This is a genomic window from Pseudomonas sp. Z18(2022) (assembly GCF_036346535.1).
In the GTDB taxonomy this organism is placed as follows: Bacteria; Pseudomonadota; Gammaproteobacteria; order Pseudomonadales; family Pseudomonadaceae; genus Aquipseudomonas; species Aquipseudomonas yamanorum_A.
Genome location: NZ_JAOTOA010000005.1, coordinates 13,733 through 38,780, shown reverse-complemented (window position 1 = coordinate 38,780; position 25,048 = coordinate 13,733). Strand labels below are relative to the sequence as shown.

Here is a 25,048-nt window from a genome sequence, read left to right as displayed (position 1 = left end):
TTCCCCATGACCTTTTCGGTTGTCGCCCGCTGTGCCGAAACCGGCCAGCTGGGTATCGCTATCAGCTCGTCGAGCATTGCCGTGGGCGCCCGTTGCCCCTGGTTGCGCCCGGGCGTGGGTGCGGTGGCGTCGCAGAACATCACCTTGCCGGCGCTCGGCCCGCAAGCCCTGGATCTGCTGGCTGAAGGCATGGCACCCGGTGATGCGCTGGCTGCGGTGCTGACCCCGCAAAGCCACAGTGAGTATCGCCAGGTGACCGCCATTGACAGTACCGGCAAAACCGCGCATTTCAGCGGCGCCCACACCCTGGGCATTCATCATGCGGTCAGCGGTGAGCAGTGCGTGGCTGCAGGAAATATGCTGGCCAATACCGGCGTGATCGAGGCCATGGTGCGCGCCTTTGAAGACGCGCCAGGGCACCTCGCCGACCGACTGCTCGCCGCCATGCAGGCGGGTGTGGCCGGGGGCGGCGAGGCGGGGCCGGTGCATTCGGCCGCGCTGGTGGTGGTCGGCGATCACCTGTGGCCCATCGTCAACCTGCGGGTGGACTGGGCCGACACAGACCCCATCGGCGCCCTCGACCAACTCTGGCAGGCCTATCGCGGGCAAATGCAGGACTACATCGACCGCGCCATCAACCCGCAAAACGCCCCGGGTTATGGTGTGCCGGGGGATGCGCGATGAACCGCAGCCGCGAGCTGCTGGCGCAACTGGTCAGCTTCGACACCACCAGCCGCGAATCCAACCTGGCGCTGATCGACTTCGTGCGCAACTACCTGCAGCACCACGGCGTGAGCTGCGAGTTGTTGTTCAACGAGCAAAAGAGCAAGGCCAATCTGTTGGCGACCATCGGCCCGGCGGACGTGCCGGGCATCGTGCTGTCGGGCCACACCGACGTGGTGCCCGTGGACGGTCAGCGCTGGAGCGTTGCGCCGTTCGAGCTGACCGAGAAGGACGGCAAGTTGTACGGCCGTGGCACCGCCGACATGAAAGGCTACATCGCCTGTGTGCTGGCCAGCGTGCCGGCGCTGGTACGGGCACCGCTGCGCATGCCGGTGCATATCGCGCTGTCTTACGATGAAGAGGTGGGCTGCCTGGGCGTGCGTTCGCTGATCGAAGCCTTCCACGCGAACCCGGTCAAACCGTTGCTGTGCGTGATCGGCGAACCCACAGAACTCAAGCCGGTGCTGGGCCACAAGGGCAAGTTGGCGATGCGCTGCGAGGTGCACGGCGCGGCGTGCCATTCGGCGTATGCGCCGTCGGGGGTGAACGCCATCGAATATGCTGCGCAATTGATCATCGAACTGGGCCGGCTCGGCGAAGAACTCAAGGCGCCGCAACACCACGACCGGAGTTTCGATCCCCCGTTTTCCACGGTGCAGACCGGCATGATTGCGGGTGGCAAGGCGCTGAATATCGTGCCGCAGCACTGCAGTTTCGATTTTGAAGTGCGCTCGCTGCCGGCGCAGGATCCCTGGCAGGTCGCGGACCGGCTGCGCGGTTATGCCGAGCACACTTTATTGCCCGCGATGCAGGCCGTGAGTGCGCAGTGCGCGATTCACTTCAGCGAGCTGTCGAGTTACCCGGGGTTGTCGACCGCGGCGCAAAGCCAGGCGGCCGAGTGGGTCGCCGATTTCTGTGGCTCCCGGGAATACGGCACGGTGGCGTTCGGCAGCGAAGGCGGGTTGTTTAACCAGGCGGGGATTCCCACCGTGGTATGTGGACCGGGCAGCATGGACCAGGGGCACAAGCCTGATGAGTTCATCAGCGTTGCGCAGCTTGAGGCCTGTGACCGGATGCTGGAGCGGGTGCTGGCGTTTGTGAGCCAGTAACCTGACTCACCCCACCTGTCCCGCAAACACTAACCCTGTGGCGAGGGAGCTTGCTCCCGCTGGAGTGCGCAGCGCTCCCAGGATTTTGGGGCTGCTACGCACCCCAGCGGGAGCAAGCTCCCTCGCCACAGAGGGTTACCGTTCTGCCACCGCTGCTGAGTGCTTTTGCCCCATTTTCGCGCACACCTCTCAGATTGTTCAGCGATGCCCCGTCTGATCTGCGGCCTTTGCCCGGCGGTCCGTTTCTTGCTTGAGCCAGCTTAATCAATGACATGGCATTTTGCCGTCAGTCATTTCAAAGCTTGATTCGCCGCTCAGGCGAGTGGTTCTAGGAGTAGTCGGACATGCAAAGCCTCTTGTCGCCGGGAATCCGCCTGCTCGGACGTTTCGGATTTGCGCGCAAGTTCCAGATCCTGTTTTTTCTGTTCATGCTGCCCCTGGCGGGCAGCTTGTGGATGATCGCGCAGGAGTACCGCACCAAGCTGACGGTCATTTCAAACGAGCAATCCGGCGTGCGCGAACTGCTGGCCCTGGATGCCCTGGACGCCCAGCTCACTGCCCAGCGCAACCTGGCAGCACGCTGGAAAGCTGCCGACATCCTCCACGACCAGACACCCGCCGCCAAAGCCGCGATGACCGCAGTGGACACCAATTTCCCGCTGATCCTGCAAAGCGTGCAGGCCCTGGGCGAGGCGCTGAAAGCCCAGAACGCCAGCGCAGACACCGTTGCGCGCTTCGAAGCGTTGCAGGCCTCGGTCACTGGCATGGACTCCCAGGCCCTGCGTACTGTGGGCTGGTGGCCGGACGGTTACGACCGCTTCACCTCTGCCCTGAGTGCGATGCAAACCCTGCGGGAACAGATCACCATGGACGCCGGTTTGATCCTCGACCCATGGCTTGAAACCTACCTGTTGATGCAGATATCCACCCAGCAGACCCCCGACCTGATCGAACGCATCGGGCGCATGGCAAGCGTCGGCCAGTCCTCCATCGCGTCGGGCCAGTTCACCCTGCAAAGCCGTTTGCAGATGCGCGACCTGCGCGGGCGCATCGGCGATGCCCGGGACCAGTTGGTCAAGGCCGCTGCATCGCTGAAGGCCAAACAATACCCGGGGCTGCAACCCTGGATCGCGCAATACGACGACAGCCTGCAACGCCTGGACAGCGAGCTCAAAGCCCTGGACGACGGCGTGTTCGGCGGCACCATCAAGCTCGACACCAGCGCCTTCGAACGCAGTGTGGATGGCATGCTCGGCACCCTGGGGGCGCTGCGTAACCAGTCGCTGACCTCGCTGGATGCGCGCCTGGGTTACTACCGCGACAGTTCCCTCAAGCAATTCATCCCGGTGGCGGTGACGTTCAGTGTGTTGGCGTTGGCGGCCTTGTACCTGTTCGTGTGCCTGCAGGCGTCGATCCGCCGCAGTGCCAGCGGCATCACCACCCTGGCCGAATCCCTGCGTGACGGCAATTTGTGCGTGGAGGTGGCGGTGGAAGGGCGCGACGAACTGGCGGCGATCAGCACTGCGCTCAACGTGGCCGTGGTGCAATTGCGCGCAAGCCTGTTGGGCGTCAACCACGAGACGCAGCAGTTGGGCTCTGCGGTGCTGACGCTGAATTCGCAATCGGGCAGCACGCTGACCGAAGTGGAAGACCAGCAACAGCAAATCAGCCAGATCGCCGCGGCCGCCACGCAGTTGGCCGCCACCTCCATGGGCGTCGCCAGAAGCTGCGAGCAGGCTTCCGGCAGCGCGCAGAAAACCCGGCAGATTGCCGAGGACAGCAGCCGCGACAGCCAGCGCACTACCGCCAGTATTCAACAGCTCAACCAGCGCTTGAGCGACACCTCCGACGCACTGGAGCGGGTCAGCCAGCAGGGCCAGCAGATCCAGTCGGTGGTCGACACCATTCGCGGGATTGCCGAGCAGACTAACTTGCTGGCGCTTAACGCTGCCATCGAGGCCGCACGGGCTGGCGAGCAGGGCCGGGGTTTTGCGGTGGTGGCCGATGAAGTGCGCAGCCTGTCACAACGCACCCAGGCCTCCACGGCGCAGATCGCCGGGACGGTGGACAGCCTGCGCTCGACAGTGAGCCAGGCAGTCACGCTGATGGGCGCGGCCTGTGAGCAGGCGGTGACCGACGCCGAGTCCGTCACCGGCCTGGGCCATCGCTTGGGCGAGATCGCCAGCGCAGTGCAGAGTGTCACCGACACCCTGGCGCAGATTGCCACGGCGGTGGAGGAGCAAGCGGCAACGGCGGACGAGGTAAGCGGCAATATCCAGCAGGTGGACCAGGCCGCAGGGCGCTTGCTGGATGGCGCGCGGGCGGTTAACCAGGCGGCAGACACCTTGAGTAAAGGCAGCCGCGCATTGAGTGACAACACCGCGCGGTTTCGGTTGGGGTGATGGGGCAGGAGGTCGGGGATACCCGACCCAGGCCGACCCTGGCTAGTTTTTCTTCTTGATAAGCTTGTTGATGTAGTACTTGAGGCTTAGACGGTCTTTTGGCCGGGGTTTGTAGTGGGTTTTGTTTCTTTGTGCCGGGTCGATCGCCACGGCCGAGGCAGTGTAGTAATACAGCGCTATGGATTTGCGCGTGATGTGTTCCGGCGTGGTCAACGGTTCTGGGTGTCCGTGATTGCTGTCTTTGTCTGTATTGAAAATGACACAACGGTTGTACACGGGTAGCACTTTCTTGAGGCAGGTTTTCATGCCGGGATCCCAAAGCTCCAGGTTGCCGCCATAGGCCTCCTGCCAGTTTTCATTCAGGTAAATGATGATATTCAGCCTGCGCTCAATATTGAGTTTCTTGTTGAGCCTGAAGTCGGAGTGCACGCCCAGATAGCCGCCGCTTTTTGTTTCATGCAGCCCGCCACCGGTGAAGTAGGGGTCGGGTATCAAGCCGTCGATGCCCGTGAGATGTTCCAGAAACTGCAACATGGGCGCCGAGTTGAAAGCGTTGAACACCGATTTTAAATAGGGATCACATTCGTTGGGGCTGATTTGACGTTTGCGCTGGCCTTTATAGCCGCGCTCATACAGCGTTTCGTTATGGGTTGGCTCAACGGGGAAGTGCGAGCAAATGCTCGCGATCAGCTCGTCCTGCAGGAAATCATCGATGACGATGTGCGCAAACGGCGTGGCCTGCACATACAGACTGCTCAATGACGTACCTAGCTCGCTGGCCGCCTTCTGATCGAAGTCGAGCGCTGGAGAAAGGCTCATGGGTAGCGTTTGGGTGATAGGTGCCATTACCGCTCCGATACTGAAAATAAAGCGCTGTGGAGGCCTTCGATCACGCTCGGACTGGCCCCGGTCGCGTGTTGCCGAAGCCTAGGCACCAAGGGCGTCCTTGTTAAGGCGCCTGAGAATGTTGTTATACATCCTGGTTCGCCTGTGGGTTGCGCCATAGCCACCCGCCGCCGAAACGGTCCCGGCCTGGATGTGATCCAGGTAACTGAAGATTTTGCGCGGCGGCAGCATTTCAACGCTGTAGCCGAGTGCAGTCATGCGATCTTGAAGTGTATAGCCGGGCACGCGGTCATCCATTGAAAAGTGCAGGCCATGTTGCTTGATGAGCTTGCAATTCCATAAGGTGCAAAAGCTCTTCAGGTAGAGTTCCCGGTATGGCTTGGGTTCTCTTGAACGTAGCCCCAGGGCAATTTTCAGGCGTCGGAAATAATGCTTGAACAGGCGCGAGCTGAAACGCCAGAACGTTCTGGTGGGGCCGCGATTGAGTTGCTCTACACAACCCACTGCTGCGACGTCTGGATAGTTGATGCACTTGTTCAGCATCATCGGAAAAACGTTCTTGTCGAAAATGAAGGTGTCCGTGTGAATCAGCAATAAGTAATCAGTGTCAACGCGCTCCAGCACCTTATCCAGTGCTTTGCCATGGGCGATATGGCCCGGCTCGGGCTCGGAAGTGGTCCGCTCGATCAAGTTGATCCAGTCAAGTGTTCGCAAATACTCGGTGCTTTCATCGCCTGAATAGTTGTCGACCACCCAGACAGGCGTGCGGCGGGGGTCAATATGCTGGTGCAATAGCTCCAGGCAGATCTTGGTGATTTCAGGCGTTTTATAATTGACAAGAACTATGCTGAATGGCATTGGAAGTTCGCTGGGGATATCGGCTTTACTCATCATTCACGTACTCAAAGTGGGTGTGTATGAGGGTAAAAAATCCTTGTTCTTAGTTGTCCTTGAGTTTCATTTTTAACAAAGCAATTGGCGTGAAAAAGACGTGTGGCTATGTATGCAATTGTTGCTGATTGTGTCGCGCCTGACATATTTAGATACTCAATTAACAACTGTGGAGCGGGCTGCGTTATTTAGGCCCGCTTTATAAATAAGTGAATGTGAAATAAGTATGAAAATGCAGTGGATAAAATCTTGGTTTTTATGCGGGCTATAGGGCAACCGTATAATGGATAGATGTTCTATCATGAGCATCTGTTCATAAGCGGTGATGCGATGCCATGAAAGACCTGCCACCCACCTCGACATTGCGTGCCTTTGAAGTTGCGACGCGGCACGCCACCTTTACCTCGGCCTCGCAAGAGCTGCATGTCACCCAAAGTGCCGTCAGCCATCAGCTCAAGCATCTCGAAGCACTCTGGGGATTGCAGCTGTTCCAGCGGGGCAAGTCCCTCAGCCTGACGCCTGCCGGGGCGGCCCTGGCGCCGATCGTGCGCGAGTTCTTCATGAACCTTGAGACCACACTCGCAGACCTGCGAGAGCAGAAGGGCCGGGTTCGGCTCAAGGTCAGCACCACTTATTCCTTCGCGCTGAAATGGCTGCTGCCACGGTTGCCGAGCCTGGCCCAGCGGCATCCTGAAATTCTGGTCACGCTGGACTCCAGCGACAAAGCCATCAACTTCTCAAGTGCGGAGGCGGATGTGGCGATTCGCTTCGGCAATGGCAATTACCCGGCCCTGTACTCGGAGTTCCTCTTCCGGGAGCAGATTTTTCCGGTGGCCAGTCCTGACTTGTTAAACCGTTTTGGCATGCCGCGCACGCCAGCGGAACTGCTGCGCTATCCCTTGTTGACGCGGGACGGCGCGGACCTGGTGCCGAAATGGGAAGTCTGGTTCCAGCACGTCGGGCTGGGAATTTCGCCGCTCAAGGAGAGCGTCAGGTTTGCGGATACCAACATGACGATCGAGGCCGCATTACTCGGCCAGGGCATTGCGTTGGCGCGCAGCGGGCATGTGGAATCGGAGCTCCGGGACGGCAGCCTGGTCAAGTTGTTCGACGTGCCGTTTCCGTCGCCGGTGGCCTATTACTTTGTCTGCCCCAAGGGCATCGAGTCCCGGCCACACATCGTCAGCTTCCGTGAATGGCTGATGCAGGAGGCGGTGAACGCCGGGTTGGCGTATGAATGAAGCATGAGGAAATGCTCATTGTTGAATGAGGAGACTTTGTTACATTTAACGCGCCACTTTGCTTAAGATCGGCGCATGCCTTATCACATCATTCTCCTGGTTCTCTTCGCCGCCTTACTGCATGCCAGTTGGAACGCGCTGCTGCGTGGCGGCGCCGACCGGCTCTGGTCGATGACGGTCATGTGCCTGGCGGTGGCCATCGCCAGCGCCGCAGTTGCGGTGTTCCTGGAGCCGCCGGCACCGGCCAGCTGGTTTTATGTGGTGCTGTCGGCGGTGCTGCACGTTGGCTATAACCTGTTCCTGGTGCGCAGCTACAAGGTGGGCGACCTGGGGCAAACCTACCCGATTTCCCGCGGCTCCTCGCCGGTACTGATCACCCTTGGCGCCGCGGTGTTTGCCGGGGAGAGCGTGTCGGCCAGCTCATTGCTGGGCATTGCGCTGGTATCGGGCGGCATCATTTCCCTGGCGTTCAGGGGCCGCCGGCTGGCCGTTCCCAGCCTGCCTTACGCCTTGGGCACCGGGTGTTTCATTGCCGCTTACAGCGTGACGGATGGGATTGGCGCACGCCTGTCGGGTGCCCCGATGGCCTACACCGTGTGGATGTGCGCCTTGTGGGGCGTGTTGATGCCGGCGGTGTATATCGGCCTGCGCGGGCCGAAAAGTCTGTTCAGCCTGCGGCCCGGGTTTTTCACGGCCTTCGCCGGTGGGCTGGTGTCGCTCCTGGCCTACGGAATCATCATCTACGCCATGGCCGGCGCGCCCATGGGCGCGGTGTCGGCACTGCGTGAAACCAGCGTGTTGTTTGCGGCGCTGATCGGTTATTTCTTCCTGGGCGAGACATTGACGGTTCGAAAGGTACTGGCGTGCGTGGTGATTGCCACCGGCACCTTCCTTATCGGCTGAGGCCAGGTAACGCTTTCCCCACCACATGAAGGTTCGCTCAATGGATACCGTCTCGCAGGCACCGCTGATTCTGATAACGGGTGGAAGTCGTGGCGTAGGTGCCGCCACCGCGCGGCTGGCCGCCGCACAAGGTTATGACGTGGCGATCAGCTTCGTTTCCGATGAGGCTGCTGCCCTCGGGGTGGTGGCGGATGTCGAGGCGGTGGGGCGCCGGGGGCTGGCCGTGCGCGCCGACAGCGCCGACCCGGAGCAGGTCATTCAACTGTTCGCCGCGATCGACCGGGCATTCGGCCGCATCGATGTGCTGGTCAACAACGCCGGGATCAACGCATTGCAGTCCCGGGTAGAGCACCTGGCGTTCGAGCGGATGCAGCGGATTTTTGCGGTGAACGCCATCGGGCCGATGCTGTGTGCCCAACAAGCGGTGAAGCGTATGTCGTTCCGTCACGAGGGGCGCGGCGGCTCGGTGATCAATCTCTCGTCGGCCTCGGCCCGGCTCGGCAGCCCCAATGAATACGTCGACTACGCGGCGTCGAAGGGTGCGCTTGAGACCTTTACCATCGGGTTTGCCAAGGAAGTCGCCCGGGAGGGAATACGCGTCAACTGCATTCGTCCCGGGCATATCTACACCGATATTCACGCCAGCGGCGGGGAGCCGGGGCGGGTTGACCGCGTGAAGGATTCGATCCCCATGGGCCGGGGCGGTCAGCCCGAAGAAGTGGCGCGGGCGATCCTGTGGCTGGCCGGCGCCGAGGCATCCTTCATCACGGGAACGTTCCTGGATGTGACTGGCGGCAAGTGATCAGCGCACCACCTCCAGGGCGGTGATTTCGTACACGTCATGGTCGGCACCGGACGTTGACTCCAGCGTAATGGCGAGGCCCAGGTCTTCTACAAAGGCCTGGGATGTGCGGATTTCGCCCTGGACACACGCAAGCTTGATGGCATCCCCCGGCAGCGAGGCGAATACCTGGCGGGCAGGCATGCGGTCGCCCACGGTGCATTCCAGTTGAGTCTTGAAGGGCTCGTCGCCGGGCTTGGCCGGCACATGCTTCATGAGCAGGCGTGCACTGAGGGTCTGGCCCGGGCTCCAGCTTTGGGGTGCCTTGAATTCCATTTCACTGGTTTGCAGCACGCTGTCATCCCCGAGGCCGATCATCTTCGCCTTCAGCTGGATCAGGTCGGCCTTGGTCACCCGTTCGACCCGGAAGCTGCTGTAGTTCTCTGTTTTGTTCAGCAGGCCATTCTCGACCTTGTACTCCACCGACTTCGAGTCCCGCTTGGTGGCTCCCACCGGTTGTGTCGTGTAGGTGTAGGTCAACGATTTGAATTTTGGCGCCAGCAGGGGCGAGTCGAGTTTCTTCAGCAGTTCCTGCGGCACGGGGACATCGCCGATCGCCTTTTCCAGGCGTGTTTGCGGGTACTCGGCGGGCGGGATGTCCGGACGCAATTGCACCAGCAGCGCGGCGTCGACGGCGCCTTGCACCGAGCAGCTCAGGCGGGTTTGTGCGCCTTCCGGTTCCAGCAGCAATACGCGCTCTACCCGCGACTTGCCAGGGGCGCTGCCCGGCATCGGCTCGATGCTCACCCAGTTGTCGCGAAACCGCAGTTCACTGCGCACGTAAGCCGTGTCGATTTTCTTCAGAAGGGCGGGCTTTTCAAGCAGCGGGCCGAGGCGTTTGGCTACGTCGTCCGGACTGCCATCGACCATGAAACCCCAGTAGAAGTAGTAGCCCACGTTGCCGAGGTCGGTACTCTCGTCGAAATAGGACAGCAGTTTCATCCCGGCGACAGGGGGCAGGTTACGCAGGGCCACCGTGTTGCCGGAACGGCTGGCACGGTTGGCTACGGTAATCCACGCGGTATCCTTGTCCTGCTGCAGCGGCGCATAGGCTTTCCAGGCATCGCTGTGGGCCTTGAGGCTTGAGAAGAAGCTGGCGTCACACCGGCTGAAGGCCTTGAGTGTGTCGTCCAGCGCCGCATCGCCGGCATGGGCAATGGACGGAAGCAGCAGGGCAGAGGCGAGAAGGGGCAGCAATTTCATCGAGCAAGATTTCCGTATCGTTGGCTGGGCGTGTGATCACGCGGGGGCCATTATCCAGAACTTGCACGCTTCCCTCTACTTATCCTTCATCGCCTCGTGCCTGAGCCTAGCCCGTGGCGTTGAGCTTGACCTGCTCTTTCGCCAGCTTCACCACGTTCTCCAGGGTGAAGCCGAACTTGGCCTGCAACTTGGCCAAGGGTGCCGAGGCGCCAAAGCTGTTCATCACCACCTTGGCCCCGGTCTGGCCTACGTAGCGATCCCAGCCCAGGGGGCCGGCCTGTTCCACCACCAGCCGGGCCTTCACCGCAGGCGGCAGTACGCTGTCGCGGTAGGCCTGGTCCTGTTCTTCGAACAACTCCCAGCTCGGCATCGACACCACCTGCGCCGCCACGCCCTCGGATTTCAGCTGCTCATAGGCGTCTACGGCCAGGCTGACCTCACTGCCGGTGGCCATCAGGATCACCTGAGGCTTTTCGGCGCCAGCCAGCACATAAGCACCACGGGACGTGCCCGAGGCCGCTGAGTACTTGGTGCGATCCAGGGTCGGCAGGTTTTGCCGCGACAGCACCACACACGTCGGCCGATGGGTCTGGGCCAGGGCGATTTTCCAGGCTTCCAGGGTTTCATTCGCGTCCCCCGGGCGCAGGGTCAGCAAGCCCGGCGTGGCCCGCAGTTGGGTCAGGTGTTCGATGGGCTGGTGGGTAGGGCCGTCTTCGCCGACGCCAATCGAGTCGTGGGTAAACACGAACACCACCGGCAACTCCATGATCGCCGCGAGGCGAATCGGCGGTTTCATGTAGTCGCTGAACACCAGGAAGGTCGAGGTGTAGGGCCGAAGGTACGACAGCGCCATGCCGTTGGCAATCGCGCCCATGGCATGTTCACGAATGCCGAAGTGCAGGTTGCGCCCGCCATAGTTCTCGGCGCTGAAACGCCCGGCGCCGTCGAAGGTCAGGTTGGTCTTGGTGGACGGCGACAAATCGGCCGAGCCCCCCAGCAACCACGGGATCTGTTGGGCAAACGCGTTCAACACCTCACCACCGGCTGCGCGGCTGGCGACGCCCTTGGCATCGCTGGCAAAGCTTGGCAATGGGTCCTGCCAATGCTCGGGCATTTCGCCCGCGCGCATGCGCCGCAGTTCATCGGCCAGTTCCGGCTCGTACTGTTCCAGGTGGGACAGGGTTTGCGTCCATTGTTCATACAGCGGCTTGCTGCGCGCCAGCAGCGCATCCCGCAGGACCGTGCGCGCCTCATCCGGCACCAGGAAGCTTGAGTCTTCGGGCCAGCCGTAGGCGGCTTTGGTCAGGCGGATTTCTTCTTCGCCCAAGGGTTCGCCGTGGGCCGAAGCGGTGTTGTGTTTGTGGGGCGAGCCGTAGCCAATCACGCTGTCGACCACGATCAGGGTCGGTGCCCCGGTGTTTTTCTGAAACGTGCTCAGGGCATCGCTCAGGGCCAGCAGGTTATTCGCATCGGTGACGTGCAGGGTGTGCCAGCCATAGGCCTGGAAGCGCTTGATCACGTCTTCGCTGAAGGCCAGTTCAGTGTGGCCTTCGATGCTGATGGTGTTGTTGTCGTAGATCCAGCACAGGTTATCCAGCTTCAAGTGCCCGGCAATGGAGGCGGCCTCGCTGCTGATGCCTTCCATCATGTCGCCGTCGCCGCACAGGGTGTACACGTTGTAGTCGAACAGCACCTGGTCGTCATGGTTGAAACGCTTGGCCAGCCAACGCTCGGCCATCGCCATGCCGACGCTGTTGGCGCAGCCCTGCCCGAGTGGCCCGGTGGTGGTTTCCACGCCGGTGGTCATGCGGTATTCGGGGTGGCCGGGGGTTTTCGAACTCATCTGCCGGAACTGCTTGATGTCGTCCAGGCTGATGGCTGGCTGGCCGGAGCGCTTGCCGTGGGCGTCAATCTCCACCACGCCCGCCAGGTGCAGCAGCGAATACAACAGCATCGACGCATGGCCTACCGACAACACGAAACGGTCGCGGTTGGGCCAGTCGGGGTGGTCGGGGTGATACCGCAGGAAGCGGCTCCACAGGGTGTAGCCGACGGGCGCCAGGCCCATGGGCGTGCCCGGGTGGCCGGAGTTGGCCTTTTGCACGGCGTCCATGGCCAGGGTGCGAATGGTGTTGATGCACTGGGTGTCGACAGCGTTGGCAGCGTGATTCATGGAACCTGTTCTCCATCGGGTGACGATCTACAGTGGAGGCCAGGGTGGGCCAAAGGTTTTATGAAATCGTCTGCCCAGCGACGAACGGGGACTCAAACGCGACAGGTTGATCTCAAACATGACAAGAGCCCGCCAGATGGGCTAGCTTCAAGGTGCACTCAGTCATTGATCAACTTGCGGAGGTACTCCATGCCAGTGAAACACGACCTGTATCAGGACCTGACTTTCACCAAGGAAGACATTCAACAGCGCAGGGCGGGCGACAACTACCTGGATTCGCTGCTCCACCAGTACGACAGTGCCGACAAGGAGGTACTGGAGCTTGAGTCCTCCAGTGGCAGCGACGATGAGTTGGAAAAGCTGAAGAAGAAACGCCTGTTGATCAAGGACAAGATCGTCGAGCAACTGGAGAAAGCGGCGGCCAGGTAGAAGATTTGTTCAGAATTGTCTGAAAGACAGCGACCTTGGCGCTGCCTATCATGCCAACCGTTCGCCCGGCACTGGGGCTCTTAGACGGCGCATGGAATGCGCTGTGGCCGGGCGAACTCTCTTTTCAAGCCAGCAGCGCGCGGGTGCATTCGTCAATCGAGCGCTGCTGGGTTTCCCCGTACAACTTCAACTCATCGATCGTCGATCGGCCCAGGGCCTTTTCGAACTCGGCCTGGTTGGCGTTGGCGGCGTAGTGACTCTGCGCGGCATCCCCCAGGTTCGACTGGAAAATCCCCGCCGCACTCACCGGCAGAAAATCTTCATACACCAACGGCTCCACGTCCACGTGGCCGGCGGCGATCAGCTCGTCCAGCGTCGCGGCCTTGTGCTGGGCGGCCAAACCTTTCTCGGTCACGAAATAGCGGAAGTACGCCAGTTCCTGTTCACGCATCTGCCGGTAATTATCGGGGAACGCCTGGAAGTGCTGCTCCATCAGTTCGGTGTAGCGCCCGGCGTTGGCTTCATTTGGAAACGCCCCCAGTTCATCCCGCGCGGCATTCAGCAGTTGGTCATACAGCGCACGCCCCTTGGGAGTGAGCGCCACGCCGCGTTGTTCTATTTCGCCGAAGCGCGCGCTGTGGCTGCCCTGGGCGTCGGTAAAGGCGATGGCCTCGTCGAGGGCCTTGAAACTGGTCTGGCGCAGCAGGATCGGGCACTGCCGGCGGGGCGGGCCTTCGATCACGGCCTTGGGGGTGATGCCTTTGCCGGGCATCGCGGCCTGCACCTGGTCGATGTCCAGGGTGCGCGGCGTCAGGTGGTTGATGTGCGGGCCCTTGAACGCCACGACGTCGGCGATCAACCGGTGCTGGTCGCTCAGTTGCTGGTATTGCGCGGCGGTGACGGTGGCGGTGTGGTGCCAGCGGAAGGTTTCCAGGGCTTGCTGGATAAACTCTTCGGCATGGGCCGCGTCGAGGCCGCCATCGGCTTGCGCCTGCTGGATCAGCTCAAGGGCGCGCGGGGTGAAGATCGAACGCTTGGCCAGGGCCGACTGGGCGAAGGCTCGCAGTTCAGGGTTTTCGATCAGTTCCAGGCGCAGCAGGGAGGTGAACACCCGGAACGGGCTGGCTTGCAGCGCGCTTTCATGCACGGCACGAAAGGCCGTGGAATGCACCGGAACCCCGGCCGGCGTGAGGTCGTAATAGCCCACCGGCTGCATGCCCATCACCGCAAACAGGCGGCTGATGGTCGCCAGTTCTTCGGCGGTGCCCAGGCGGATGGCGCCGTGGCGCTCCATGTCCAGGCGCTGGATTTCCCCGGTGCGCTGCAGTTGGTGCGCCAGCCCGGGGTCGGTTTCCAGTACGCGGGCGTTGGTTTCGGCCACCAGTTCCATCAGTGCGCCATACAGCGGCACTTCATCGCGGTACATGTCGGACATGGCCTTGGAGAAGCCTTTGCGAATCTCGTCAGGGCTGACAGGGCGGACGGTGGGCATAGAAAAATTCCTGGCGGCTACAGAGGTAAAAAGCACGGTTGCCTGATTTTGTTGGGCCTGCCGGCGCCTTGCAAACGAAGATTCCTCTGGACTTCATTCTGCAAATGAATGAGCTGCATGTAGTCAGCTTCACGTGCATCTCATCGCCGAAGGGCTCTACACTGGCCGTCACCTCGGAACGCGACGGAAGACTCGATGACGGCACAGCCTGCGACGAACATTCTGGAAACGATTGAAGGCCAGCGCCTGGCCAGGGACGACGCCGAGCGCTGGCGTGACTGGGGCCCCTACCTGAGCGAGCGGCAATGGGGCACGGTGCGCGAAGACTACAGTGCCGACGGCGACGCCTGGCGCTACTTCCCCCACGAACATGCCCGCAGCCGCGCCTACCGCTGGGGCGAGGATGGCCTGGCTGGCTTCAGCGATAAGGCCCAGCGCTGGTGCCTGGGCCTGGCGCTGTGGAACGAGCACGACGCAATCATCAAGGAGCGCCTGTTCGGCCTGAACAACGCCGAGGGCAACCACGGCGAAGACGTCAAGGAACTGTACTTTTTCGTCGATGGCGTGCCGAGCCATGCCTACATGCGCATGCTCTACAAATACCCCCACGCGGCCTTTCCCTACGACGACCTGATTACCGAGAACGCCCGGCGTGGCCTGGGTGACGCTGAATACGAAATCCTCGATACCGGGGTGTTCGAAGACAACCGCTATTGCGATGTCACCGTCGAATACGCCAAGCACCAGCCCGATGACGTGTTCATGCGCATCACCGTGCATAATCGATCCGACCAGCCCACGCGCTTGCAGGTGTTGCCCCACCTGTGGGCGCGCAACGATTGGAGCTGGACCGCGGATGCGCCCAAGCCCGAGTTGCGCCTGGAGGGTGAGCAGGTGCTGGCGCGGCATCATGAATTGTCTGATCGTCATCTGAGTGCGTGGGGCCAGGACGGGGTGGAGTGGCTGTTCTGCGAGAACGAAACCAACTACCCCAGGCTGGACGGGCTGCCTGGGCCCGGGCCGTTCAAGGACGGGATCAACGACTACGTCACCACCGGCGCGCCCACCGCGATCCGTCGGGATTCGGGGACCAAGGTCGCCGCCCGTTTCATCCTGGAGTTGGCGGGCCTGCAAAGCAAAACCCTGTACCTGCGCTTCGCCCCGGCGGACGCGCCCTGGATCAACGCGCGCAAGCTGTTCGAGGCGCGCCGCCAGGAAGCCGATGACTTCTATGCGGCCCTGCAACAGGGCATCGCCGATGAGGACGCGCGTAATGTGCAGCGCCAGGCCCTGGCCGGGTTGCTGTGGTCCAAGCAGCTGTATTACTTCGACGTCAACCAATGGCTCGACGGCGACCCGGCCCAGCCCGCGCCGCCGCCCGAGCGCCTGCATATTCGCAATACCCATTGGCGGCACCTGTCGAATTTCGACATTCTTTCAATGCCCGACACCTGGGAATACCCGTGGTACGCCTCGTGGGACCAGGGGTTCCAGGCAGTGGCCTTTGCCCTGATCGATCCGGGTTTCGCCAAGCAGCAACTGCTGTTGTTGGTGAAGGACCGCTTCATGCACCCCAACGGCCAGTTGCCGGCCTACGAGTGGCGTTTCGATGACGCCAACCCGCCGGTACACGCCTGGGCCAGTTGGCGGGTGTACCAGCAGGACAAAGCGCTGAACGGCGTGGGCGATATGGATTTCCTCGAACGGATCTTCCACAAGCTGCTGCTGAATTTTTCCTGGTGGGTCAACCGCAAGGACGCCGAGGGTCGCAACCTGTTCCAGGGCGGGTTCCTGGGGCTGGATAACATCGCGCTGTTCGACCGATCGGCCGATCTGCCGCCGGGTTACCAGCTGGACCAGGCGGACGGTACGGCGTGGGTGGCCGCGTATGCCCTGGACCTGATGCGCATTGGCCTGGAGTTGGCCAAGCGCAACGTGGTGTACGTGGACATTGCGGTGAAGTTCTTCGAGCACTTCCTGTACATCGCCGGCGCGATTAACCGCGTGGACAACGGCGAAGAAGGCCTGTGGGATGAGCAGGACCAGTTTTTCTACGACGTGCTGCACCGGCCCGGGGGTGAAAGCGAACCGGTGCGGCTGCGCTCCATCGTCGGGCTGATGCCGCTGTTTGCGGTGCTGGTGCTGGAGCAGCGCGAGCATGAAGGCTTGGAGGGGCTGCGCGAGCGTCTGTTGGGCTTTATGAAGCACCGGCCAGACCTGGCCAAGCTGGTGTCGCGCTGGAACGAGCCGGGGCAGGGCAATCGCCTGTTGCTGGCGTTGTTGCGGGGCGAGCGGACCAAGGACTTGTTGCGGCGCATGCTGGATGAGTCCGAGTTTCTCTCCACGTTTGGCGTGCGCTCGCTATCCAAGGCCTTTGCCGAGGAACCGCTGGCGCTGAAGATGAATGGCAACACCCTGTGCGCCCGCTATGAGCCGGCGGAGTCTGACTCACGACTGTACGGCGGCAACTCCAATTGGCGCGGGCCGTTGTGGATGCCGGTCAATTACATGCTGATTGAGTCGCTACGGGAGTTTCATCGCTACTACGCCGACAATTTCTCGGTGGAGTATCCGGCGGGGAGTGGGTACCTGGCGTCGCTGGAGGAGGTTGCAGACGGTCTCAGCCAGCGCCTTACCCGCTTGTTTCTGCGAGATGAAAACGGTTCAAGGCCGTCGATGGTGGGGTATGCGCAGTTGGAGGCCGACCCGGCGAGTCGCGACCTGGTGTTGTTCCATGAGTACTTTCATGGTGAGACCGGGCGTGGGTTGGGGGCGTCGCACCAGACGGGGTGGAGTGCGTTGGTCGCGCTGTTGTTGCAGCCAAAAACCTGAAAACAACACGATCAAAATGTGGGGCTTATGTGGGAGCTGGCTTGCCTGCGATGCAGACGCCTCGGTGAATCAGTTGCACCGAGGTGATGCTATCGCGGGCAAGCCCGGCTCCCACACAAACTCACCTGGTCTGGCCAGAGTTACCCTGATCAGGCCGGGAACAGCTCGCTCAATTTCATCGCCAGCATCATGTCGCCTTCAGTGCGCAGTTTGCCGCCCATGAATGCCTGCATGCCATCGGTGGAACCGTCGACGATGCCTTCCATGGTTTCGGCGTCCATCACCAGGGTGACCTGGGCGTCAGGGTTTTCGCCTTCCAGCAGTTCGCAGGTGTTGTTTTTCACCACCAGCGAGAAGTTCTTGGTGTCGTCGATACGGAAACCGAACACCAGGTCCAGACCGTCGGCAGCGGCTGGGTTGAATTTGGCTTTCATTGCTTCTACGGCTTTAGCTACGTCAGTCATGGTTTCGATCCTTTTATGGTGAGTCCAGTGACCTTGGGGTCACGGTTGGCCGCAATTCATCGGAAGGTGATGAGCTGCGGCGCCTTCAACAGTTGCAAGTGGGTATGACTGTTGAAGGAAGCCAGTGCCACCTCGCGACCACGGAATTTCAGCTGGTTGAGCGAGGTGTTAACAATTTGCCAGTTCAGTTCGAAGGCCTGCGCGGCAGGCATCCGGGTAATCAGATGGAGCAGGGCAGTGATGGTGCCGCCGGAGGTGAACACGGCGATCTTGTGACTGTTATCGGCGGTTTCGAGCAGGCGTTGCAGGCCGCCCTGGACCCGTTCGACAAACCCCAGCCAGCTTTCCAGGCCCGGCGGGTCGTAGGTGCCGGCCAGCCAGCGTTCGACAATCAAGGAAAAGATGCGCTGGAACTCGCCACGGTTTTGCGCGGCGTTGCGCAGGATGTGCAGGGCTTCGGGTTCGCTGTGCAGCAAGTCCGGGAGCAGGGCGCGAATGATTGCCTCGGCATCGAATTCGTTGAACGCGCTGTCGATTTCCAGCGGCGGTACCGGCAGGCCAAGGGCGCTGTACTGTTCGAAGGCAGCGGTGGCCGTGTGCTGCTGGCGACGCAGGTCGCCGGACACGCAACGGTCGAAGCTCAGGCCCAGTTCCGCCAGATGGCTGCCCAGCACTTGCGCTTGTTGCACGCCGATGGGCGACAGCACGTCGTAGTCGTCTGCACCGAAGGAGGCCTGGCCATGTCGAATCAGGTAGATGCTGCCCACGTCCGTTTTCCCGGTACGTTGAAAGTCTGGCGAGGTTATGAGGATGCCGGGAAGCTGTCAATGAAAAAACATACGCTTGTTTTAAAAGCTCGTTGGAAGGCCGCCCCGGCGCCGGGGCGGCCTTGCTCGTGCGCCGTTGTCAGCGGCCTTTTTGATCAACCCCGCTGGTCAGCAACTGGCTCTGGTCGTGCCCGCCGGCGCGTAGCAGGCCGGTATCGAACTGCTCGTCGGCCAGGCTTTGCGGGTCGCGGGCGTCGGTGTACGCATCGCGCAGTGCAAGGCCCAGCAGCAACGGGGACGAGGAGGCATTGAGGCCCAGGTCCGTACGTTGGTCGCGGCCACTCAAGTCCTTGCCGGTAACCGCCGCGCCGCCCAGGTCCACGGCGCCGTTGCTGGCGCCGATCCGCGCGCCGAGCAAGTCGACACCGCCCGCCACCTGCAGATTCACGCCGTCACGACCCTGGATGCCGGAGGCCTCGGCCACGGTGTTGTTGCGGGTACGGCTGAAGTCCGCCAGCAAGGTCGGGGTGACATCGCGGTTTTCAGGGTTCTGGAACAGCAGGTCCTTGAAGCGGTCACGGGAGGTGCCCGGGCTGCCAGTACTTCTGGCCAGCAATTTATCCTTGAGCGCCTGGGTTTTGTCGCCGGCCTTTTCGTAGAGTTTTTTGCTTTTTTCTTTCACGCTGCCACCAATCGGGCCGGCGGCAACGCTGGCCTTATCGATGCCGCCAGACGGATTTTTTTCGGTGGCCAGTTGTGCATCCACATTCAACGTCAACCCCCGGACCTGGTCTTGCCGGCTTTCCACCCGCAGGTCACCGCCGATCCGGCCACTGACCTCGCCGGCCGTGACGGTGGCGCCCAGCAAGCGCGTGTCGCCACGGCTGTCGAGTTGTACCCGGTCGGCCCGCAGGCGCGTGTTGTCGTGGGTCTGGCTGTCGAGTTGGTCGATGCCGCCTTTCACCCGCGCGAACAGGCCCGAGCCGTTATTGGACGAGTCCGAGCTACGGGCGAGGCTGGCACCCAGCCCGGCGGACAGGGCTTTGTTATTGCGCTGCTCGTCGGAAACGGCGGACTCCAGGATCAGATTGCCGTCGGTGGCGGCCAGCTCGAACGCCTGGGCGTTGCCTTGCACCCCTTGCAGCTGCACGTTGCGGCCCTCGATTTGCACCGTACCGCGGCTGTCGACGCTGCCGCCCCGTTGCAGGGTGATGCGCTCATCGATGCTGCCCACGCTGCCCTGGAGGCCGAATGCACCATTGCCGCCGCTGGCGGTGTCGCTTTGGGTGGCCTTGACGCTTACACGCCCGCCGCCGCCCAGGTTGCCGCCTCGGGCCGAGTAGGTATCGACGCCGGCGAGGAATTCAACGTCGCCACCGGCCTTGAGCCGCACATCGCCGTTGCTGTCGATTTGCGTGCCCTGCAGCGTCAGGTCCTGCCCGGCGACGATCTCGGTCACCCCTTCGGCGAACAGGCTGGCACTGCGGCCTTGAGTGTCTTCGACGTCCAGCCAGGCCTTGTCGAGCTGGCCGCCGGCGTTGGCTTTTTTCAGGGTGTCGGGGCTGGTACCGGCTTCCACCCAGCCAAATCCGCCCAGAGTGGTTTCGTTGCTGGTTTGCCAGTCGCGGGCTTCGGTAAAACTCAGGGAGCCGGGCGTGCGGATCTTCAGGTCACCTTTTCCGGCGTCAAACCGGGTGCTTTCATAGCGACCGTCAGTACCCAGTTGCACCTGGATGCCGTATTTGCCTTCCAGGCTGCCGGGTACGGCGGTGCCGGTGGCCTGCCGCAGGTCGAAGCGGCCGCCCGCACCGAGGATACGCGCGTTGATGTCGCTGCCGGTGGTGGTATAGGTCCGTAACGAGGTATCCACATCGGTGCCCTTGTCCCGGGCGAAGGTGGTGTCTTCGGCGGCCGCGAAATCGTGGCTCCCGGCGGTAATGGAAAGGGTGCCGTCGGTGGCCTCGTAACGGGTGCCGGTGTCGGTCAGTGCGCCGTCGACCTGCACGTTGACCGAGCCGCCTTCGAACTCACTCACCACCGCCGTGGCGGACCCGGACTCGGCGCTGGCGTCCCGTACGCCGACGGCCAGGTCGAGCCCGGCGTTGGGCGGGTCCAGCGCATCCAGTACCGACGGCTGGTAGACCTTGGTCTGGTCGATTCCGTCGACCACTTTCTTGATCGGCCGGGTCACGTCCTTGTACTCGATATTGGCACCGGCGCTGAGGCTCCAGTGATCGACCTCTCGGGTCTCGACAACGCTGTCGTACACCGCGCGATTGTCCAGGATTCCCGCACTGATATTCAGCTCACCCTCGGCCTTCACCTTAACGGCTTCGGTGATGATCCGGCCTTGGCCATCGCTGGCAATCACATTGATATTTCCTGCCCCGTTCAAATGGCTCGATTGAACCTTGGTGATGTCGGTGGTCGTCACTTCCTTATCCTTGTCGACCTGCCAGCCACCGCCTGCGCGGTCCATGCCGCCGGTGTAGAACTGGCCCAGGCTGAGGCTGTCTTCCTCCACGACCTCGCGGTTTTTATCCGCCTCGCTGAGCAACTCGATGGACTGGGCCGCGAGGTTCAGATCGCCGTCGGTGGCCGTCACGTCCGAACCCTTGACCAGCAGATTGTTGCCCGCGTTGATATCGACGCTGCCACCACTGAGCTGGCTGCCTTCGTGGGTGAGTGTGTCCACGGTGGTGGTGGTTTGCTGCTGGTTGTAGTTGATCCCGGCCTGGTATTGCTCCGACCCTTTGACGCCGGGCGCGGCTTCCTTGGTTTCGCCGGCTGACGCAGAGAACCCGTGCCGGTCTGTCTCGGTGACGGTTTTTTCGGTGTTTTTCCCCGCCAGCAGGTTGATGTCGCCGGCGGCCTCCAGTTCCAGCCGACCTTGTGCCGCCACGTCGGAGCCGATCACGTTCACGTCACTGGCGCTTTGCAGGCGCAGGTTGCTTTGGGATTGCACCTGGCTGCGCACCTGAGTGGTGGTGTTCTTGCGCTCGCGGGTCTGGTCCTTGAGCAGGCCGAACAGTTTGCTGTCGGTGGCGGATTTGTCCGAGCTGATCAGGTTCTGCGCACCGTCGATGCTCAGGGCGCCGCTTTGGCTGATCAGCAGCGCATCCTTGCGGCCCAGTACCTGGCTGCCACTGATGACCACGTTTTCGGAGCTGATCCTCAGGGTGCCGTTGCTGTCGACCTGGCTGCCGACCACCAGGTCCTGGCTTTGATCGTCCTGGGCGTTCTGCCCGAAAAACGTCCCGGAGAGCAGGTCGCCTTTGTAGTTTTTTTCCAGGCGTTCCTGGATCACGCGAGTGGTGCCGATTTCGACTTTGCCCCCGGCGTCGACCGTCAAGTCGCCCTGGCTTTGCACCTGGCTGCCGAGCACGTGCAGGTTCTCGCCGCTGGCCAGGGTCATGGCGCCGCCGCTGACGAGGGCGCTGCTGCGAGCGGTTTCGATTGTTTCGGTGGTGTCGTAATCGCCGCGCCAGAGGTTTTTGCGGTGTTTGACGGTTTCGCGAGTTTGCGTGGCGTCGTTCAGCGCGGTCAGGCGCAGGTCCTTGCCGGCCTTGGCCTGCAAAGTGCCGTCGGCACTCGCGGTGGAGGCCTTGAGGTCGATGTCTTGACCGGCCTTGAGGGTCAGGTTGCCGCTGGCCTTGAGGTGGCTACCCTGTTGCTGGAGACGGGTCTCGGTGTTTTTTTTGTCGTAGGTTTCGGTGGTGATGAACAGGACTTTCTTGCTCCAGTCTTCCTGCTTTTCGGTCGTGCGCGAGCTGGTCAGCGCGTCAAGGCGCACGTCACCCCCGGCGCTGGCATCGATGTTGCGGCCATTGACGTCGGAGGCCTTGAGCACCAGGTCGTCCTTGGCGTGCAACTGCACATCGCCGTTGTCGCTGTTCAGTACGTTGCGGTTGGCGACGAGCGAGTTGGTGAACGTGCTGCCGGTAATCTCCAGGTTGCCGGCGGAGGCAACTTTCAGGTCACCGGCGGCGAGCAACGGCGCCGCCACCTTGACCCCAACCCCGTCGGCCGTGCTGATGATATTGATCCGTCCGGCCTGCATCGCGCCGAACAATTGCGCATCCACCGTCGGCCTGCCGGGCTGGCGGGTCTGCTCGATCCGCAAGTCTTCGTACGCCACCTGATTCAGGCCCATGATCACCTCCAGGTCGCCCCGCGCGTCTGCGCTGCCGGTGGTGTCGATGCGGGGGGCGATCAGCGCGATGGCGCCGCCCATGTTGCTCACTCCCAGATCGCCGACCGTCAACCCGGCGCTGGCGTCGAGGGTCGAAAGCCGTGCAAGGCGCCCGTTTTCCAACTCAGGGCTACCCACCACAAACGTGGCGCGCGGCGTATTGATGAAGCTGGCGCCGTTGACGTTGATGCCGTTGGGGTTGGCCAGCACATAGTCGGCGGCCCGGCCGAAGATCTCCTGTGGGCCATTGATGCTTGAGCTGTTGCGGCTGATCACTTCGTTGAGAATCAGGCTGGCGTCGCGGCCATTGAACTGCGGGTTGGCGCCCAGTTGCCCGGCCAGTTGCGACTGCCCGGCCAGCGTGGAGTTGTTCAGCACCAGGCCTTGGCGCTCGACGTCATAGTTCAGGAACTGGTTATGGGAAAGGCCCGCCGAATTGGGGGCCACGATGTTGATCACCGGCACGCCTTGGTTGGAGGACACGGTGGCGCCGCCGGGCGCCGGGACCAGGCTCGGCGCAGCCTGCATGGTCATCATGACGATTGCTCCGTCGGCGGCGATGGCGGGCTGCAGGTAGTGGATAAATACCAGGCTGCCGATCATCCAGCGCAAGGTCTGGCAGGGTTTGAGGGCGGAAGGGGGGAGGTGCGCAGTTCTTTTCATGACGAAACCTTGTGATTGTTGTTATCGGGTTGCGTGCACTGTCCTTATGTTCCTTGCGAGCACGGTGAAGCTCCTCGGGTGTTGGTCCGGAACACCCGTGTTGTGGATTCACATTCGCAGGCTCAATTCCAGGCGCCAGAAGCCGGGCTCCCGGCTCGAAGGGGTCGGGCCGAAGAGTCGGCGCTGGTAGTCCAGGTCCAGCTGCCAGTCGCGTGAACTCAGGCCGACACCGATATTGGCCCCGGCCAGCCGCTGGCTTTCGGCGCCCGCCACCAGCCGGCTCCAGCCTATGTCCAGCCCCAGGCGCGGGCTGAGGGTCCATTGCGCGCCGAGGTGGCGGGAAAGGCTCAGGGTGTTGCGCCACACCGCGCCATTGGCTGCCTGTACCAGGTCCTGACGAAAGCCGCGCACCGCGTAGTCGTCGGTCAGCAGCATCTGTTCCAGGCTCGGCAGCGGGTCGGGGCTGTACTGCAAGGCCAGTTGGCTGTTCCAGTTCCATTGCGCATCGCGGCCCTGGCGCCAGTAGCTGATGTCGGCTCGATACTTGCGAAACTGCGCGCGGGGCAGCGCGGGCGACAGCCGTTGCTCGTCGCGGTCGGCTCCCAGCCAGTCCAGGCCCTGGGCGTAGCTCACGCTGGTATTCCAGAGGCCGTCGGTGATCTTCACCAGGTTGAGGCTGGCCTCGGCCACCGTCAGGCTCGGACTTTGGATGGCCAGGTATTGTTCGGCGAAGTAACTCTGCGAGCGCTTTGAACTCAGGCGCAGCATGCCGTTGAGCAGCGTGCCCTGGTCGCGCCAGAGCAGGCGGTTGAGGCTGAGGCTGTATTGACTCGTCTGGCCGTTGGCGCGGACGGCCTGGCTGGGCAACTGGACCGGATAGCGGTATTGCGAGTGGCTGGCGCTCAAGGCCAGGGTCCAGAAACCGTAGGGAATGTTGTAGTACAGGCTTTGGCTGCGGCTGTAGGCGGACGTCTGGTCCAGGGTGGTACTGGCGGCGAGGGCGATAAAGTCGTTTAACCCCGAGGGGCTGTCGTAGGTCAGGGTCAGCGCGCCGTTATTGGGTCCGATGTAGTCGGTGCCACGGTTGTTGTAGCTCACCACGGCGCCGATCGGCGCGGCGCTGGTGCGTGGGCGAATCAGCAAGCGCGAGCCGCCGGGCAGGCTGCCGGGGGCCACGTCGGCGGTCAGGTCCAGGGAGCGCAGGCGGTTGAGTTGGTCAAGGCCCTGTTCCAGCTCGCGCAGTTGCAGCGGCTTGCCGAGCATGCCGGGGAAGGCGCCGCGCAGCGAGATGGCCAGCTCCGGGGCCGCGAGTTCGATGCTTTCCACAAAGCCTTCCTCAATGCGGATCTCCAGGCTTTGCCCGTCCTGTGGCCGTTGCGCCAGGTAAGGCCGACTGGCGATGTAGCCGGCGTCCACATACAGCGCGGTGAGGGCCGCCAGCAGTTGGTTGAGTCGGGTGACGCCCATGCAGTCGCTCATCAGGGGCTGAAGGCGTGTATTGATCTGCCCTTGGCTGATCAAGGTGTTGCCGGCCAGCCTGAGCCCCCGGACCTGCCAGCAGGGCTCGTCGGGCGGCGACGCTGGTGGTGCGGGCGCAGCCTTGGGGGACGATGGGCCGGAACGCTCCAGCAGGCGCAAGCGTTGCTCCAGTTCCAGTTGTTCCCGCGTACGCCGCTCAAGCTCCTGGGCGCGTGGGTCGGCGGCCAGGGCTGGCGCTGGGGCAATCAGCACAATCGCCAGGGCTGCCAGCATCCAGGAAGTGGACACGGGGCGTGGAATGTCGGGATGCCTGCTATGCATGAGCGTTGCTTCTACGGAAGGGTCGATAAACGCGGAGTTTAAGTCGGTTTTTTCCCGTAAATGCTGGTCGTCAGGTC

At 62.3% G+C, this 25,048-nt stretch carries 17 protein-coding genes; 8 read left to right on the top strand and 9 right to left on the bottom strand.

Annotated features, from left to right (window positions below; genetic code table 11):
• Positions 1-6 precede the first annotated feature (6 nt).
• The 3 genes from V3W39_RS13330 (at position 7) to V3W39_RS13320 (ending at position 4,234) form a co-directional block, all read left to right on the top strand.
• Entirely contained in the window at positions 7-684 is a 678-nt protein-coding gene (locus tag V3W39_RS13330; RefSeq protein WP_330212749.1) for a DUF1028 domain-containing protein, read from the top strand.
• Positions 681-1,832 (top strand): acetylornithine deacetylase, encoded by a 1,152-nt coding sequence (gene argE, locus V3W39_RS13325; RefSeq protein ID WP_330212748.1) that lies wholly within the window; start codon positions 681-683, stop codon positions 1,830-1,832. Before V3W39_RS13330 ends, argE begins: the two co-directional genes overlap by 4 nt.
• Positions 1,833-2,176: 344 nt before the next feature.
• On the top strand, positions 2,177-4,234 hold the full coding sequence (locus tag V3W39_RS13320; protein WP_330212747.1) for a methyl-accepting chemotaxis protein: 2,058 nt from the start codon (positions 2,177-2,179) through the stop codon (positions 4,232-4,234).
• A gap of 42 nt (positions 4,235-4,276) precedes the next feature.
• On the opposite strand, the gene V3W39_RS13315 is transcribed toward V3W39_RS13320, so the two are convergent.
• Both V3W39_RS13315 and V3W39_RS13310 read right to left on the bottom strand, forming a co-directional pair.
• Positions 4,277-5,080 (bottom strand): 2OG-Fe(II) oxygenase, encoded by an 804-nt coding sequence (locus V3W39_RS13315; RefSeq protein WP_330212746.1) that lies wholly within the window; start codon positions 5,078-5,080, stop codon positions 4,277-4,279.
• 81 nt (positions 5,081-5,161) lie between these two features.
• On the bottom strand, positions 5,162-5,971 hold the full coding sequence (locus V3W39_RS13310) for a glycosyltransferase (RefSeq protein WP_330212876.1): 810 nt from the start codon (positions 5,969-5,971) through the stop codon (positions 5,162-5,164).
• 335 nt (positions 5,972-6,306) lie between these two features.
• On the opposite strand from V3W39_RS13310, the gene gcvA reads away from it, so the two are divergent.
• The 3 genes from gcvA to V3W39_RS13295 all read left to right on the top strand — a co-directional run bounded on the left by gcvA (position 6,307) and on the right by V3W39_RS13295 (position 8,917).
• Positions 6,307-7,212: a transcriptional regulator GcvA gene (gene gcvA, locus V3W39_RS13305; RefSeq protein ID WP_177042451.1), complete on the top strand. Its 906-nt coding sequence runs from the start codon at positions 6,307-6,309 to the stop codon at positions 7,210-7,212.
• A 75-nt stretch (positions 7,213-7,287) separates the two neighbouring features.
• A complete protein-coding gene (locus V3W39_RS13300; protein WP_177042450.1) occupies positions 7,288-8,115 on the top strand; it encodes a DMT family transporter in 828 nt (275 codons plus the stop codon).
• 40 nt (positions 8,116-8,155) lie between these two features.
• Complete coding sequence (locus tag V3W39_RS13295; protein ID WP_330212745.1) at positions 8,156-8,917, top strand: SDR family oxidoreductase; 762 nt, start codon at positions 8,156-8,158, stop codon at positions 8,915-8,917.
• On the opposite strand, the gene V3W39_RS13290 is transcribed toward V3W39_RS13295, so the two are convergent.
• Together V3W39_RS13290 and tkt are read right to left on the bottom strand one after the other, a co-directional pair.
• A complete protein-coding gene (locus tag V3W39_RS13290) occupies positions 8,918-10,159 on the bottom strand; it encodes a hypothetical protein (protein WP_330212744.1) in 1,242 nt (413 codons plus the stop codon).
• 106 nt (positions 10,160-10,265) lie between these two features.
• On the bottom strand, positions 10,266-12,332 hold the full coding sequence (tkt, locus tag V3W39_RS13285) for a transketolase (protein WP_330212743.1): 2,067 nt from the start codon (positions 12,330-12,332) through the stop codon (positions 10,266-10,268).
• Between the two features lie 189 nt (positions 12,333-12,521).
• On the opposite strand from tkt, the gene V3W39_RS13280 reads away from it, so the two are divergent.
• Positions 12,522-12,761, top strand: coding sequence for a DUF465 domain-containing protein (locus V3W39_RS13280; RefSeq protein ID WP_177042446.1), 240 nt, complete (start codon positions 12,522-12,524; stop codon positions 12,759-12,761).
• A gap of 124 nt (positions 12,762-12,885) precedes the next feature.
• On the opposite strand, the gene hglS is transcribed toward V3W39_RS13280, so the two are convergent.
• The gene (hglS, locus tag V3W39_RS13275) at positions 12,886-14,253 is read right to left on the bottom strand and encodes a 2-oxoadipate dioxygenase/decarboxylase HglS (RefSeq protein ID WP_177077045.1); all 1,368 of its coding nucleotides are present in this window, start codon (positions 14,251-14,253) and stop codon (positions 12,886-12,888) included.
• 195 nt (positions 14,254-14,448) lie between these two features.
• On the opposite strand from hglS, the gene V3W39_RS13270 reads away from it, so the two are divergent.
• Positions 14,449-17,085, top strand: coding sequence for an MGH1-like glycoside hydrolase domain-containing protein (locus V3W39_RS13270; protein ID WP_177077047.1), 2,637 nt, complete (start codon positions 14,449-14,451; stop codon positions 17,083-17,085).
• Positions 17,086-17,234: 149 nt separating this feature from the next.
• On the opposite strand, the gene V3W39_RS13265 is transcribed toward V3W39_RS13270, so the two are convergent.
• From V3W39_RS13265 to V3W39_RS13250, 4 genes are all read right to left on the bottom strand, one after another.
• Positions 17,235-17,549: an SCP2 sterol-binding domain-containing protein gene (locus V3W39_RS13265; RefSeq protein WP_177077050.1), complete on the bottom strand. Its 315-nt coding sequence runs from the start codon at positions 17,547-17,549 to the stop codon at positions 17,235-17,237.
• Between the two features lie 56 nt (positions 17,550-17,605).
• Complete coding sequence (locus V3W39_RS13260) at positions 17,606-18,316, bottom strand: histidine phosphatase family protein (RefSeq protein ID WP_177077052.1); 711 nt, start codon at positions 18,314-18,316, stop codon at positions 17,606-17,608.
• A gap of 139 nt (positions 18,317-18,455) precedes the next feature.
• A complete protein-coding gene (locus tag V3W39_RS13255) occupies positions 18,456-23,171 on the bottom strand; it encodes a hemagglutinin repeat-containing protein (RefSeq protein WP_330212742.1) in 4,716 nt (1,571 codons plus the stop codon).
• A 108-nt stretch (positions 23,172-23,279) separates the two neighbouring features.
• Positions 23,280-24,971, bottom strand: coding sequence for a ShlB/FhaC/HecB family hemolysin secretion/activation protein (locus V3W39_RS13250; RefSeq protein ID WP_330212741.1), 1,692 nt, complete (start codon positions 24,969-24,971; stop codon positions 23,280-23,282).
• Between the last annotated feature and the right edge of the window lie 77 nt (positions 24,972-25,048).

Coding starts and splice junctions, on each gene's coding strand:
- V3W39_RS13280 (WP_177042446.1), top strand. CDS start 12,522: ATGCCAGTGAAACACGACCTGTATCAGGACCTGACTTTCACCAAGGAA.
- V3W39_RS13255 (WP_330212742.1), bottom strand. CDS start 23,171: ATGAAAAGAACTGCGCACCTCCCCCCTTCCGCCCTCAAACCCTGCCAG.
- V3W39_RS13320 (WP_330212747.1), top strand. CDS start 2,177: ATGCAAAGCCTCTTGTCGCCGGGAATCCGCCTGCTCGGACGTTTCGGA.
- gcvA (WP_177042451.1), top strand. CDS start 6,307: ATGAAAGACCTGCCACCCACCTCGACATTGCGTGCCTTTGAAGTTGCG.
- V3W39_RS13265 (WP_177077050.1), bottom strand. CDS start 17,549: ATGACTGACGTAGCTAAAGCCGTAGAAGCAATGAAAGCCAAATTCAAC.
- V3W39_RS13315 (WP_330212746.1), bottom strand. CDS start 5,080: ATGGCACCTATCACCCAAACGCTACCCATGAGCCTTTCTCCAGCGCTC.
- hglS (WP_177077045.1), bottom strand. CDS start 14,253: ATGCCCACCGTCCGCCCTGTCAGCCCTGACGAGATTCGCAAAGGCTTC.
- V3W39_RS13300 (WP_177042450.1), top strand. CDS start 7,288: ATGCCTTATCACATCATTCTCCTGGTTCTCTTCGCCGCCTTACTGCAT.
- V3W39_RS13310 (WP_330212876.1), bottom strand. CDS start 5,971: ATGAGTAAAGCCGATATCCCCAGCGAACTTCCAATGCCATTCAGCATA.
- tkt (WP_330212743.1), bottom strand. CDS start 12,332: ATGAATCACGCTGCCAACGCTGTCGACACCCAGTGCATCAACACCATT.
- argE (WP_330212748.1), top strand. CDS start 681: ATGAACCGCAGCCGCGAGCTGCTGGCGCAACTGGTCAGCTTCGACACC.
- V3W39_RS13295 (WP_330212745.1), top strand. CDS start 8,156: ATGGATACCGTCTCGCAGGCACCGCTGATTCTGATAACGGGTGGAAGT.
- V3W39_RS13270 (WP_177077047.1), top strand. CDS start 14,449: ATGACGGCACAGCCTGCGACGAACATTCTGGAAACGATTGAAGGCCAG.
- V3W39_RS13330 (WP_330212749.1), top strand. CDS start 7: ATGACCTTTTCGGTTGTCGCCCGCTGTGCCGAAACCGGCCAGCTGGGT.
- V3W39_RS13290 (WP_330212744.1), bottom strand. CDS start 10,159: ATGAAATTGCTGCCCCTTCTCGCCTCTGCCCTGCTGCTTCCGTCCATT.
- V3W39_RS13250 (WP_330212741.1), bottom strand. CDS start 24,971: ATGCATAGCAGGCATCCCGACATTCCACGCCCCGTGTCCACTTCCTGG.